Consider the following 12,970-nt stretch of genomic DNA (forward strand, 5'->3'; position numbering starts at 1 on the left):
GGTCAGCCCAGCAGGTTTCTGACCGTGTGCAGAAAGATCCCGGCGCCGGCCGGGATCGCCGCGTCCGGGAAATCATAGTCCGGGTTGTGCAGCTGCGGCTGGTTTTCTCCGGAACCGAGCCAGAACATCGCAGTCTTGGCGGTCTTGCCGAACTGGCCAAAGTCCTCGGACCAGCGCTGGGGCTGGTTTTGCATCTGCATCGGATAGCCCGCATCCGCTGCCGCTGCCCGCAGCAACTCAACAGCTTCCGGGTCGTTGGTGCAGGCGTCAAACACGTCGTCGAATTCGATCGCGTGCCCCAGCCCCTCTGCCGCGCAGGTCCGTTCCACCAATACAGTGGCCGCGGTGATCAGCTGTTCCATGCGCGTATCGGTGACGGTGCGCAGGGTGGCCCAAACCTCTGCCTGGCCGGGCGAGATCCCGAATGTGGCCTCGCCCAGCCGGGCGTGAGTCAGCGTGACAAGGGCGAATTCCGGGCCCAGATCACCACCGCTGCCCAGAGCCACCAGACCCGGCAGCAATTGCGCGATGGCTCCGGCAGGCGACACCCCGTCCTGCGGCGCGGCAGCGTGGGAGGTTCTACCGGTTAGCTTGATCCGCATCCCGCGGGAGGCGCAGTTGGCGGCGCCAGAACAGAGCGCCGCCTGCCCCACCGCCAGCCCCGGCAGGTTGTGCAGCGAGAAAGCATAGTCCGGAGCGATCTGTGCATATGCGGGATCCGCAATCACGGCCGCGGCCCCCTTGCCGGTTTCCTCGGCGGGCTGGAACAGCAGCACGGCGCGGCCCCTTTCGGGGCGCTGTGCCGACAGATCCTCAGCCAGGGCGGCAACCATCGTCATATGGCCGTCATGGCCGCAGAGGTGGCCGCGGCCTGCATGGGTGGAGCGGTAGGGCTGGTCTGAGAGTTCCTCGATCGGCAAGCCGTCCAGCTCGCAGCGGATCAAGACAGTGGGGCCGTCCGCCCAGCCCTCATATACGGCAGCGACGCCGTGGCCGCCAAGACCGGTCAGCAGCTGGTCGGGCTGATGCTGGCGCAGGTAATCGGCCACCATCGCGGCGGTCTTTTCCTCGGCGCCGGAAACCTCGGGGATCTGATGCAGGGCGTGGCGCAGCCGGGTGAGCTGCGCCAGACGCTCAGGCGTCATGCCAGGCCCAGCTTCTTGTTGCGGGCCTCGCGCAGGCGGGCGAAATCGTCGCCGGCGTGGTAGGACGAACGGGTCAGCGGCGTGGCCGAGACCATCAGGAAGCCCTTGCCATAGGCGGCTTTCTCGTAGGTTTTGAACTCCTCCGGCGTCACGAAGCGGTCAACCGCGTGGTGTTTGGGCGTCGGCTGCAGATACTGGCCGATGGTCAGGAAGTCGACGTCCGCGGCCCGCATGTCGTCCATCACTTGTTTCACCGCCTGCGCGTCCTCGCCCAGGCCGACCATGATGCCGGATTTGGTGAAGACCGACGGGTCCAGTTCCTTGACCCGCTGCAGCAGGCGCAAGGAGTGGAAATAGCGCGCGCCCGGACGGACCTCAGGATAGAGGCCCGGCACGGTTTCCAGATTGTGGTTGAACACGTCGGGCTTGGCCTCGACCACCTTTTCCAATGCGCTGTCATCGCATTTGATGAAATCGGGCGTCAGGATTTCGATGGTGGTCTTGGGGCTGCGGTGGCGCACCGCGCGGATGGTCTGGGCGAAATGCTCGGCGCCGCCGTCCTGCAGGTCGTCGCGGTCGACGGAGGTGATCACCACGTGGTTCAGGCCCAGCTTTTCGACCGCATGGGCGACCCGGCCGGGCTCAAACGCGTCGAGCGCGTCGGGGCGGCCGGTGGCGATGTTGCAGAAGGTGCAGCCGCGGGTGCAGATCTCGCCCATGATCATCATGGTGGCGTGGCCCTGGCTCCAGCATTCGCCGACGTTGGGGCAGCCCGCCTCTTCGCAGACCGTGGTCAGCTTGTTGTCGCGCATGATCTTGTGCGTTTCGGCATAGCCCTTGCCGCCCGGCGCCTTGACCCGGATCCAGCTTGGCTTCTTGGGCTGAGCGTTGTCGGGACGATGCGCCTTTTCGGGGTGGCGCTGCTCCGGGATCTTTAGGTCTCTCACGTGGGTTTCCCTTCCGGCCTCTGGCTTCTGAGCGGGTGTACCATAGCTGATGTGGCTTGGCACGGGCATATCGTCAACCCTGCCTTGCGGCCTGATCATGGCTGGGGCCACCTGATACACATGCCGTTTTCCTTTGCCAAAGCGCCGCATCGCCGCACATAGTCTAGCTGTACAGGGCAAACGCACGGTTAAACGGTACAGGGAGGACGTGATGGCCAAGGAGCTGGAGAAGTTCAAGGCGGAGCACAAGAAGCTGGCTGCGGGCACCAAGAAATTCACCACCGCTGAGGGCGACAAACTGAAGAAACGGATCGGGATTTCGCTGGGCAATGCCTGGGAGGGCGAGGATTATTTCCGCGAGAGCCTGGCCAAGGCGCGCGCCGACGGGGTGACCTCCGGCAAGATGGCGGATTTTCAGAAGAACAAGCATTTCAAGGACGGCATGACCACCTGGAACAAGTCGGTGGACATTCACCAGGGCGAAGTCGACGCGATGAAGGGCTTCTGCACGGAGGCCAAGGCGCATCTGGTCAAGATGAACAAACTGGCCAGCGAGATCGAAAAGGACCTCAAAAAGCGGTCCAAGACCTCGGACTCCAAGAAGGACATAGAGGCGCTGCAGGGCGCGCTGGCCAAGGAGATTGCCGGGGTCAAGAAGGCCTCGGAATACGAGGGCAAGCTGAACGCCATGCAGAAGCTGTATGCGGCGAATTTCCAGAAGAACGTGGCAAAGATCATGAAGGAAACGCCGGACAGCCATGACAAGAAGAAGGACGCGACCGAGCTGCCGCAGCTGCTGGTGGACCGGAACCTCAAGAAATACACCAACCAGGTCGGCGCGCTGGTGAAGGCGATCAACGCCCATTGCGTGGCGGCGATCGACAAGGCGGGCCAGGATCTCAAGGCGGCGGCGCCGGATCTCAAGGCGGCAGCGGCGAAGTACAAGGATCTGAAGAAGATCAATGACCAGTACCAGACCGCCAAGAAGAAGTTCCCGGGCGCCATAGAGGATTCCAAGGACAAGAAGAAGCTGCTGGCGACGCTGAAGAAATTCAATGACCTCACTGCCGCGGCCGAGCGCAAGGTGCGCGGCACCACGGTGACGATCAAGAAAGCTGCGGCCTAGCGCCGCGCCCGCCGGCTGAAAGCGTGGATTGGCGGCAGGCACATGCCGCGATCCGCGCCTTGAAAGACGCATCTGCGCTGCTTGCCGCGGCGCAGAAATTTAACCTGCATCCTGGATTCATGGACGTGTTGATACCGGCTTAGAATCATTTTAAGTCTGCGCGCCGAACGAGCATGAACCTTCAGGAGATTCAGAGATGAAAGCTGGCGTTAAGCTGCCCGACGTGACCTTCCGCACCCGTGTCCGTGACGAGTCGATCGAGGGCCCGAACCCGTTCCGCTGGGAAGACAAGACCACCGCGGATTACTTTGCAGGCAAGCGCGTTGTGCTGTTCTCGCTGCCGGGCGCCTTCACCCCGACCTGCTCCACCTACCAGCTGCCGGGCTTTGAAAAAGGCTTTGCCGACTTCCAGGCCGAGGGCATCGACGCGATCTACTGCATGTCCGTGAACGACAGCTTTGTGATGAACGCATGGGCACGTGCCCAGGAGCTGGAAAACGTGGAAGTGATCCCGGACGGCTCAGGCGAGTTCACCCGCAAGATGGGCATGCTGGTCGCCAAGGACAACCTGGGCTTCGGAAACCGCTCCTGGCGCTACGCGGCGATCGTCAACAACGGCGTGGTTGAAGCATGGTTCGAAGAGCCGGGCCTGTCCGACAACCACGGCGAAGACCCCTATGGCGTCTCCTCCCCGGAGACCGTGCTGAAGCACCTGAAAGAAGCCAAGGCAGAAGTCGCCGCCTAAGGCTTAGCCTCTTCAGGCAGTATTGCGGGTCCGCCAAGTGCGGGCCCGTTTTCTTTTTGCGGGCAACGTCCTGTCAGCCGATCAGCTCCGCTGCCTGAGCGCTGGTTTCGCCGTAATAATCCGCCAGATGCTGCAGCGCGATGCGCAGCACCACCTTACCGGAGCGGGCCGGCCAGCCGAGGCTGCGCTCGGCGGTTTCCAGACCTTCCAGGTGGCAGCAGCAGCGCAGGGCAATGTCGCCAAGGCCAGCCCCCAGTTTCTGCAACGCCTCTGTCATCCGCTGCTGCGCGGCGGCGCCGGCCTCGCGACTGTTGCTGCGCAGGGCCTGGCTGCCGGGCGTGAAATAAAGCTTCTCCTGCGTCAGGTGGCTGCTGATCTGCGCCAGCTCGAAATCTTCGCGCAGCCTCTTGCCCGCGCTCACCATCCCCGGAGAAAGAAACGGCTTGCCGTCCTTGTCCGACAGCCGCGCCAGCATCTCCAGCGGGGTTTCCGACGTGCCATAACGCGGTTTGCGGCCATAGCCGGACTTGCCGGCGCCGCCGGGGGCCTGGAACGGGGCCTGGGCCTCGGCAAACCCGCCCTCAAGCCGCGCCCGCGCCCTGTTTTCCTGATCGGCAATGATCCCTTTCAGGGCGTTTCGGCCGGCAGGCGTTATGGCATAGCGGCTGATCCTTCCCCTGCGGGAGCAGGAAATCCAGCCGGTGAGCGCCAGTGCCCCGGCCAGCGGCCTCGAAACGGCAACCTTCTGGCCATCGCTATGCTCGCCCTCGCGCACGACAACTGCCATTTCCATACCTTCCGCCGCTGCCAGAACCGCGCCGCCGCGGCTGAGCAGGGTCAAAACGCTGGCGGCTTCGCGCTCAAACCCGGCTGTCAGGCCGCGCGGCGCGGGCCTATCCGCAGCCGCGCCGGGTTTGGCGGCGGCCTGAAAGCGCCCGGCAAGATAATTCAGAACCTCGTCAATCAGCGGGTCATCCCGCAGGGTTTCCACCCGGCGCACCTGCCGCAGAATGGTGGAAGGATGGCATCCCGCCTTGCGGGCCAGCTGCCGGATCGGGCGGCCCGCCTCCGTATGCTGAAGATAACGGCATGTCTCAAGCGGCACCCAGCCAGGAAAGGGTGCGTGCGGTACGTTTTGCATTTTCAGACCCCCGGTCGTCAATCGGGCCCGCCCGCCGGGCGCGCGCACTGCGCCCGGAGGCTCCTCCACGGTCACCCGACTGGTTTTGAAAAGAAATTCAGATCAGGCGCTATTGTTTCCAGAAAATGAATAATCATCAAAAAACGGACCGTTCGCCGGTAGCACCCTCTCCGCAACACCACGATAGGTTGTGTTATAGCAGGTCCGGCACAGAGATTGGAAAGGAGAGGACACATGCAGGATGTATTCAGCCGGGTCACAATGCTCCGCCGCCCGCGGATCTTGTCGCGGGCGGCCCGTCTGGGGGCCGGCAACTATTGCCGTCAGCGCGACCTGCGGCGGGTTCTGGGCTATGGGAACCTGCCCAAGCCGGCCGCGGCGGTGATGCGGCTTCTAGAAATGGAGAGTGCCCTGAACGCCGCTCGCAAGGCCGGCGAAGCGGGGTATTCGATGATCCGCCATGTGGACGTTTTGATCGCGCTGGCAGGCGAAGCGGGCTATCTGCGCGCGGCAGGGCGTCCGGACGATGCAAAAACGGCGGCCCATGCGGACCGCCGTTCCATTGCGGCAGAGAGCGCAGCCCCCTGCCCCTGATCTGTTGCCGGGACGTTTACATGAACGTGTCGGGCATCGACGCCTTCTTCTCGGCGACGAACTCTTCCAGCGCCTGCTTGATAGCAGGATCCATTGCCGGCTGTTCGTAGGTGGCCAGCAGCTTCTCGACCCGGCCGGTTGCCAGCGCATAGGTGTCGCGGCTGCCCTCCTCTTCCCACTGCTCGAACGGCTTGTAGTCGAGCAGGTCGGACTTCCAGAAAGCCGATTTGAAGTTGGCTTGGGTGTGGGCGCAGCCGAGGTAGTGGCCGCCGGGGCCGACTTCGCGGATGGCTTCCATCGCCTGGCCGTTTTCGTCAACCGAGATGCCCTTGGCAAGGCCGTGCAGCGTGCCCAGCTGGTCGGCGTCCATCACGAACTTCTCGAAGTCCGCAACCAGGCCGCCTTCGAGCCAGCCGCAGGAGTGCAGCATGAAGTTCACACCGGACAAGAGGCCCATGTTGAGCGAGTTGGCGGTTTCATAGGCTGCCTGCGCATCCGGAAGCTTGGAGCCGCAGAACGAACCGGCCGAACGGAACGGCAGGTTCAGGCGGCGGGCCAGCTGGCCTGCGCCATAGGTGACCAGGGAGGCTTCGGGGGTGCCGAAGGTCGGCGCGCCGGAGTTCATGTCGATCGAGGACACGAAGGCGCCGAAGATCGCAGGCGCGCCGGGGCGGACCAGCTGGCTGTAGGCGACGCCGGTCAGCACTTCGGCCAGAACCTGGGTCAGCGTGCCGGCCACCGACACCGGCGCCATGGCGCCGCCGACGATGAACGGCGAGATGATGCAGGCCTGCATGTTTTGCGCGTAGACTTCCAGCGAGCCCATCATCACGTCGTCGAAGGTCATCGGCGAGTTGATGTTGGTCAGCGAGGTCATCACGGTGTTATTCTGCACGAACTCCTTGCCGAACAGGATGCCGGCCATATCGACCGAGTCCTGGGCGCGGCTGGGTTCGGTGACGGAGCCCATGAACGGCTTGTCGCTGAGGGTCATGTGCGCCATCAGCATGTCCAGGTGGCGCTTGTTCACCGGGATGTCTGTGGGCTCGCACACGGTGCCGCCGGAGTGGTGCAGCCACTTGGACATATAGGCCAGCTTCACGAACTTGTTGAAGTCGGCCATGGTCGCATAACGGCGGCCGCCGTTGGCGTCGCGCACGAACGGCGGGCCGTAGACCGGCGCCAGCACGAGGTTTTTGCCGCCGATGACCACCGATTTCTCGGGGTTGCGGGCATGCTGGGTGAATTCCGACGGCGCGGTCTCACACAGCTTGCGGGCCAGACCGCGGGGGATGCGCACGCGCTCGCCCTGCACGTCCGCGCCAGCCTCGCGCCAGCGCTCCAGTGCCGCCGGATTGTCAACAAAGTTGACGCCGACCTCTTCGAGGATGGTTTCCGCGTTGTACTCGATGATCTCCAGTGCTTCGTCGTTCAGGACTTCGAAGTTCGGAATGTTGCGTTCGATGTACTTGGCGGTCTCGATCTTGACGCTGGTGCGTTCTGCGCGGCGGGCGGCGCCGCCGCCACCCCGGGCGCGCCGGCGCGGTGCTGCTTCTGTCATGGTTTATCCTCACCACAGGCATTTCATTGCGGAGGGTATTATAGCCACCGCGCGGCGCCGCGCCGCAGGATTACGGCCATTCAAGTTGAAAAGCGACATTGACGGGGCATTTTCCCCCGCAAGCGGTGGACTTTGGCATACCTTCTGCGGGCTCAGTGCGGCGGCACCGTGAAAAACCGGGCTGCGCGCGGGCCAAGCGCCAAACCCTCTTGCAGAAAATGCGTTCCTGCCCTATGGCGCGTGCATGACAGAGACATCCCATGACCGCCTTCTCATCATCGACTTTGGCAGCCAGGTCACGCAGCTGATTGCGCGCCGCCTGCGCGAGCTGAACGTCTATTGCGAAATCCACCCCTATCAGAATGTCACCATGGACTTTGTGCGCGAGATGGCGCCGAAGGCAGTGATCTTCTCGGGCGGGCCGGACAGCGTGACCCGCGAGGGCTCCCCGCGCGTGCCGCAGGAGATTTTCGAATATGGCGTGCCGATCCTGGGCATCTGCTATGGCCAGCAGGTGATGATGCACCAGCTGGGCGGCCAGGTGGTCAGCGGCCACGGCACCGCCGAATTCGGCCGCGCCTATGTGACCCCGAGCCAGGAGCGCATCCCGCTGCTGAACGGCTGGTTCCTGGAAGAGCGCGAGCAGGTCTGGATGAGCCACGGCGACCATGTCTCCAAAATCGCGCCGGGCTTTGAGGTCTACGGCACCTCGCCCAACGCGCCCTTTGCGATTACCGCCGACCTGGAGCGCAACTTCTTCGCCGTGCAGTTCCACCCCGAGGTGCACCACACCCCGAACGGCAAGACGCTGTATGAGAACTTTGTGAAGCTTGCAGGCTTCACCGGCGACTGGACCATGGGCGCCTACAAGGACGAGGCGATCCGCCAGATCCGCGAACAGGTCGGCGACAAGAAGGTGATCTGCGGCCTCTCCGGCGGCGTCGATTCCTCGGTTGCGGCGGTGCTGATCCATGAGGCGATCGGCGATCAGCTGACTTGCGTCTTTGTCGACCACGGGCTGCTGCGCAAGAACGAAGCGGAAGAAGTCGTCAAGATGTTCCGCGACAACTACAACATTCAGCTGATCCATGCGGATGAGAGCGAGTTGTTCCTGGGCGAGCTGGAAGGCCAGTCGGACCCGGAAACCAAGCGCAAGATCATCGGCAAGCTGTTCATCGACGTGTTCCAGAAACACGCCGACACCATCGACGGCGCCGAGTTCCTGGCGCAGGGCACGCTCTACCCGGATGTGATTGAATCGGTCTCCTTCTCGGGCGGCCCCTCGGTCACCATCAAGTCGCACCACAACGTTGGCGGCCTGCCGGAGAAGATGGGCCTGAAACTGGTCGAGCCGCTGCGCGAGCTGTTCAAGGATGAGGTCCGCGCGCTCGGCCACGAGCTGGGCCTGCCCGCGAGCTTCATCGGCCGCCACCCCTTCCCGGGGCCGGGCCTGGCGATCCGCTGCCCGGGCGAGATCACCCGCGAGAAGCTGGACATCCTGCGCGAGGCGGATGCGGTCTATATCGACCAGATCCGCAAGCACGGCCTCTATGACGAGATCTGGCAGGCGTTTGTCGCGATCCTGCCGGTGCGCACCGTCGGCGTGATGGGCGACGGCCGCACCTATGACTATGCCTGCGCCCTGCGCGCGGTGACCTCGGTGGACGGCATGACCGCGGATTACTACCCGTTCAGCCACGAGTTCCTGGGCGAAACCGCCACCCGGATCATCAACGAGGTGAAGGGCATCAACCGCTGCACCTATGACATCACCTCCAAGCCTCCGGGCACCATCGAGTGGGAATGACCTGCATAAAAAACCCCGGCCCAGCGGCCGGGGTTTCTTTTTGTCCGGACCGGTTAACCAAACTGTCAGGTGTTAATGGGATAGTTCCCCAAAGACCGCCGGTTTGGAGAATCCAATGATCATTTGCCACCCGCTGAAACTAATCTTCATCAAAACCCAGAAGGTCGGCGGCACATCTTTTGAAATCGCCCTGTCCGGTTTCTGCGACGAAACCAGTGTCATCACACCGATTTCACACGACGACGAAGCGACCCGTTCAGAATTGGGCTATCCCGGTGCTCAGAATCACAAGCAGCAGGTCTGGCCGGACGGAACGGAGACCGAAGAATCCTTCTATAACCACATCCCTGCATCGCAGGCCAAAGCCATCATCCCGCAGGAGATCTGGGACAACTACACCAAGGTCACCATCTGGCGGGACCCCTATGATGCCATCATCTCCCGCTATTACTGGGAAAGGGCAGATCAATCCAGTAAGTCGTTCGGAGATTTCGTGCGCGAATCCAAGGACATGCTGACCGCGAACTGCCAAATCGCCCCGCTGGAGGGGCCGGATGCGATGGATGTATACTTGCGCTACGAGCATCTGAAAGAAGATATCGCCGCGCTTGGCATTGACGGGCTGTGGGAACGGTTCTCCAGCCTGCGCGCCAAGGGCGCCATCCGCCCGCGCAGCGGCGCCGACCCGGACACGCTTTACACCCGGTACCCGGCGGCGGCTGATATTGTCGCGGAACAATGCGGCGCCGAAATCCGCAGGTTCGGCTACAAACGCCCTGGCACGGTGCCGGCGCCTCGGGAAACGGGCGGAAAAAATGATTTCATCTTCACTCTGTCCGCCGGGCGGACAGGAACTGCCTGGCTGGCGCAATTCCTGGGTGAAAACCTGGAGGTGCACTCTGTCCATGAACCCTTGGGGGTCGAGGATTTCGGCACGGCGATGCCGGAGATCCGGCATATGCGCCGGTTCAACACTTTCGGCATGGACGGTGTGACGCGGGACTTCTGGCGCAACAAGCTGGCCGCGCTCCAGGCGCCTTATGCCGAGTCCAATCACACCCTGGGCAAATGCGGTCTGATCGAGGCGCTGGCAGATAGCAGCATCTGCAACCGCACCACCGTGATCATCCTGCGCCGCGACCTGGCCAAGCAATGCGCCAGCTATGTCGGGCGCAATGATTTCCACAACATCACCATCCCTTGGCAATGGTATCTCGACATGAACTATCGCAACGTGATGGTGAACCCGTCGACCCTCAGAAAGCTGGGGCAGATCGGCTGGGCCATCTGGTACGCGCTGGAGATGGAAGCGCGCTATGCCTATTACCAGCTCAAGTACGGCGACCGGATCAATTTCGTCGAGGCCCGGCTGGAAGAGGCGACCAAGCCGGACGGCGCCGCCAGGCTGCTGGCGGCTTTGGGCCACGACGGCGTGCCGGTCCTGCCGGAAAAGAAAAACGCCACCCTCAACCAGTCCGGGGTCAACGACGCGCTGACCGCCGAAATCCGCACCTTGCTGGGGCGGCTGAAGTTCGACGCCAAGGCTATCGCCACCGCCTATATCGATGCAGGCCGCACCCTGGACTCCTCCGCCCTGCACAGCGCCGCGGCCTGATTTCCGGGGCGCAGGCAGCGCCCTTCCTGCCAGACTGACCGCCCGGCCCGGCTGCGCTTCTGCTGCGGCCGGGCTGTTGTTGTGCTTGACCGCCGGCCGGTATCCCTGTCTGTTCCCGCCAGAGCAAACAGAGAGGCGCCGGCATGGCAGAAGGCGAAGCACGGGCAGGACTGGCGGCCCTTTGGATGGTGGGTGCCATCGTCTCCTTTTCCGCCATGGCGATTGCCGGGCGCGAAGCCGGGCTGACGCTCGACACCTTCGAGATCATGACCTACCGCAGCATGGTGGGTCTGCTGATCGTGGCGGCAGTGCTGACGGCCACCGGGCGCTGGCATCAGGTGCAGCGGGACCGGCTGGGTGTGCATCTGCTGCGCAATGTCTTCCACTTCACCGGCCAGAACCTATGGTTTCTGGCGGTGACGCTGGTGCCGCTGGCGCAGGTCTTTGCGCTGGAGTTCACCTCGCCCCTGTGGGTCATCATCCTGTCGCCGCTGCTGCTGGGCGAGGTTTTGAACCGGCGGCGGATGCTGGCGGTTGGCCTGGGCTTTGCCGGCATCCTGATCGTCGCCCGCCCCAGTCCGGACACGCTGAACCTCGGCTTGGGCGCGGCGGCCAGTTGCGCGATTTTCTTTGCGCTGACCGCAATTCTGACCAAACGGCTGACAAGGCATGAAAAAACCGCCTCGATCCTGTTCTGGCTGACCGCGATGCAGCTGGCCATGGGGCTGCTGGCAGCGGGCTGGGACGGTAATATGGCGCTGCCGGATGCCTCTACCCTGCCCTGGCTGGTGCTGATCGGCATTGCCGGCCTCACGGCGCATTTCTGCCTGACCACGGCCCTGTCACTGGCGCCTGCCAGCGTGGTGGTGCCCGTCGATTTTGCCCGCCTGCCCGCCATCGCGATCCTGGGCATGGTGATTTACGGCGAAGCGCTGGATGCCTGGGTCCTGAGCGGCGCAGCGATCATCTGCATTGCCAATTATCTCAATATTGTTGCAGGAAACCCCGTCAGGTCCGCCCGGAACTGACGTTTCCGGCAAGTTGCCGCTTGGTTACGGTTGATCTGCGGATTTCAGCCCGCTTACCTTCCCGTAAAGCGGCCCGCACCGGCCGCAATTCAGGGAGGAACAATGAAACGCTATCTTGCAACCTCGGCGGCTTTGGCGCTGGCCTCTGGCTCTGCCATGGCCAGCGGTCTGGACCGGACCGGGCAGCCGATCGGCCTTATTTTCGAAGAAGGCACCTACGCCGAATTCTCGTTCGCGACCACTTCGGTGGACCTGTCGGGCAATGACCGGACGACCTTGAACCCGCTCGGCTCTGCCACTGGCGACGTTGGCGAACGCTTCAACATGTTCGGCGCGGGGTACAAGCGGGACCTCAGCGAGCAGCTGTCGTTTGCCGTGATCTTCGATCAGCCCTGGGGTGTGGACGTGAACTATCCGGTGGGCGGCTCTGTGCTGCTTGGCGGCACAACTGCACAGGCGGATTCCAACGCGATCACCGCCCTTTTGCGCTACAAGTTCAACGAGCGCTTCAGCGTCCACGGCGGCCTCCGCTATCAGGAGATCGACGGCCAGATCAACCTGGCAGGCGCCGCATACGGGGCCATCCCCGGCGGCACCTACAATGTGCGGGTGAACAAGGACGGCGCCTTTGGCTGGGTGGCCGGTGTTGCCTATGAGATCCCCGAGATCGCCCTGCGTGCGTCGCTGACCTACAGCTCAGAGATCGAGCATGATTTCGACGTGGACGAAACCTTTGCCGGTTTCCCCGCAGCAAACGCCTCGACCTCGACGACGACCAAGACACCGCAATCGGTGAACCTGGATTTCCAGACCGGCGTCGCCAAGGACACGCTGCTGTTCGGCGGCATCCGCTGGGCAGAACACAGTGTGACTGACCTCGCCCCCACGACGCTTGGCCGTGACCTGATCGACCTGGATGACTCCTTCACCTACACGCTGGGTGTTGGCCGCCGTTTCAATGAGCAATGGTCCGGTTCGCTGGCGCTGATTTACGCCGACGTGGACGGGGATGACCTGGTGTCGCCGCTGGCGCCGACCCACGGCTATGAAGCGATCCGCCTTGGCGTGCAGTACAAGCAGGATCAGATGACGATCTCTGCCGGCATCCGCTACACCCAGCTGGGCGATGCGGTCGCCTCTCCGGGCGGCAATCCGGTCACCAACTTCCGGGACAACGACGCTGTGAGCTTTGGCCTGAAGGTCGGCTACAACTTCTGATCCTCTGGAAGGCAGCTGAGACAGCAGGCAAGACATCGACCCC

11 protein-coding genes are annotated in these 12,970 nt (G+C 63.2%); 7 read left to right on the forward strand and 4 right to left on the reverse strand.

From position 1 onward, the window contains the following. Positions 1–2: 2 nt before the first annotated feature. Both AC5STI_RS05385 and lipA read right to left on the reverse strand, forming a co-directional pair. On the reverse strand, positions 3–1,145 hold the full coding sequence (locus AC5STI_RS05385; protein WP_495445925.1) for an amidohydrolase: 1,143 nt from the start codon (positions 1,143–1,145) through the stop codon (positions 3–5). Beyond that, complete coding sequence (gene lipA, locus AC5STI_RS05390) at positions 1,142–2,092, reverse strand: lipoyl synthase (protein WP_495445927.1); 951 nt, start codon at positions 2,090–2,092, stop codon at positions 1,142–1,144. The genes AC5STI_RS05385 and lipA overlap by 4 nt, the downstream gene beginning before the upstream one ends. A gap of 211 nt (positions 2,093–2,303) precedes the next feature. Here lipA and AC5STI_RS05395 point away from each other — a divergent pair, with 211 nt between their 5' ends. Together AC5STI_RS05395 and AC5STI_RS05400 are read left to right on the forward strand one after the other, a co-directional pair. Then, the gene (locus AC5STI_RS05395) at positions 2,304–3,218 is read left to right on the forward strand and encodes a hypothetical protein (protein WP_495445929.1); all 915 of its coding nucleotides are present in this window, start codon (positions 2,304–2,306) and stop codon (positions 3,216–3,218) included. Between the two features lie 196 nt (positions 3,219–3,414). Further along, on the forward strand, positions 3,415–3,963 hold the full coding sequence (locus AC5STI_RS05400) for a peroxiredoxin (RefSeq protein WP_174147073.1): 549 nt from the start codon (positions 3,415–3,417) through the stop codon (positions 3,961–3,963). 73 nt (positions 3,964–4,036) lie between these two features. Here AC5STI_RS05400 and AC5STI_RS05405 read toward each other — a convergent pair whose 3' ends face one another. Beyond that, positions 4,037–5,104: a DUF6456 domain-containing protein gene (locus AC5STI_RS05405; protein ID WP_495445931.1), complete on the reverse strand. Its 1,068-nt coding sequence runs from the start codon at positions 5,102–5,104 to the stop codon at positions 4,037–4,039. Between the two features lie 234 nt (positions 5,105–5,338). On the opposite strand from AC5STI_RS05405, the gene AC5STI_RS05410 reads away from it, so the two are divergent. Further along, positions 5,339–5,698, forward strand: coding sequence for a DUF6477 family protein (locus tag AC5STI_RS05410; protein WP_495445933.1), 360 nt, complete (start codon positions 5,339–5,341; stop codon positions 5,696–5,698). 16 nt (positions 5,699–5,714) lie between these two features. On the opposite strand, the gene AC5STI_RS05415 is transcribed toward AC5STI_RS05410, so the two are convergent. Continuing rightward, entirely contained in the window at positions 5,715–7,259 is a 1,545-nt protein-coding gene (locus tag AC5STI_RS05415) for a trimethylamine methyltransferase family protein (protein ID WP_495445935.1), read from the reverse strand. A gap of 244 nt (positions 7,260–7,503) precedes the next feature. Here AC5STI_RS05415 and guaA point away from each other — a divergent pair, with 244 nt between their 5' ends. The 4 genes from guaA to AC5STI_RS05435 all read left to right on the forward strand — a co-directional run bounded on the left by guaA (position 7,504) and on the right by AC5STI_RS05435 (position 12,927). Then, positions 7,504–9,066 carry a glutamine-hydrolyzing GMP synthase gene (guaA, locus tag AC5STI_RS05420; protein WP_495445937.1) on the forward strand — a complete coding sequence of 521 codons (1,563 nt, stop codon included), beginning with the start codon at positions 7,504–7,506 and terminating at the stop codon, positions 9,064–9,066. A gap of 115 nt (positions 9,067–9,181) precedes the next feature. Beyond that, the gene (locus AC5STI_RS05425) at positions 9,182–10,681 is read left to right on the forward strand and encodes a hypothetical protein (protein ID WP_495445939.1); all 1,500 of its coding nucleotides are present in this window, start codon (positions 9,182–9,184) and stop codon (positions 10,679–10,681) included. Positions 10,682–10,824: 143 nt separating this feature from the next. Then, entirely contained in the window at positions 10,825–11,709 is an 885-nt protein-coding gene (locus AC5STI_RS05430) for a DMT family transporter (RefSeq protein ID WP_495445941.1), read from the forward strand. 102 nt (positions 11,710–11,811) lie between these two features. Further along, positions 11,812–12,927 (forward strand): outer membrane protein transport protein, encoded by a 1,116-nt coding sequence (locus AC5STI_RS05435; protein ID WP_495445943.1) that lies wholly within the window; start codon positions 11,812–11,814, stop codon positions 12,925–12,927. Positions 12,928–12,970 lie beyond the last annotated feature (43 nt).

Source organism: Leisingera sp. CC-HEC096, from assembly GCF_059429235.1.

Coding starts and splice junctions, on each gene's coding strand:
- AC5STI_RS05385 (WP_495445925.1), bottom strand. CDS start 1,145: ATGACGCCTGAGCGTCTGGCGCAGCTCACCCGGCTGCGCCACGCCCTG.
- AC5STI_RS05395 (WP_495445929.1), top strand. CDS start 2,304: ATGGCCAAGGAGCTGGAGAAGTTCAAGGCGGAGCACAAGAAGCTGGCT.
- AC5STI_RS05400 (WP_174147073.1), top strand. CDS start 3,415: ATGAAAGCTGGCGTTAAGCTGCCCGACGTGACCTTCCGCACCCGTGTC.
- AC5STI_RS05405 (WP_495445931.1), bottom strand. CDS start 5,104: ATGCAAAACGTACCGCACGCACCCTTTCCTGGCTGGGTGCCGCTTGAG.
- AC5STI_RS05410 (WP_495445933.1), top strand. CDS start 5,339: ATGCAGGATGTATTCAGCCGGGTCACAATGCTCCGCCGCCCGCGGATC.
- AC5STI_RS05415 (WP_495445935.1), bottom strand. CDS start 7,259: ATGACAGAAGCAGCACCGCGCCGGCGCGCCCGGGGTGGCGGCGGCGCC.
- guaA (WP_495445937.1), top strand. CDS start 7,504: ATGACAGAGACATCCCATGACCGCCTTCTCATCATCGACTTTGGCAGC.
- AC5STI_RS05425 (WP_495445939.1), top strand. CDS start 9,182: ATGATCATTTGCCACCCGCTGAAACTAATCTTCATCAAAACCCAGAAG.
- AC5STI_RS05430 (WP_495445941.1), top strand. CDS start 10,825: ATGGCAGAAGGCGAAGCACGGGCAGGACTGGCGGCCCTTTGGATGGTG.
- AC5STI_RS05435 (WP_495445943.1), top strand. CDS start 11,812: ATGAAACGCTATCTTGCAACCTCGGCGGCTTTGGCGCTGGCCTCTGGC.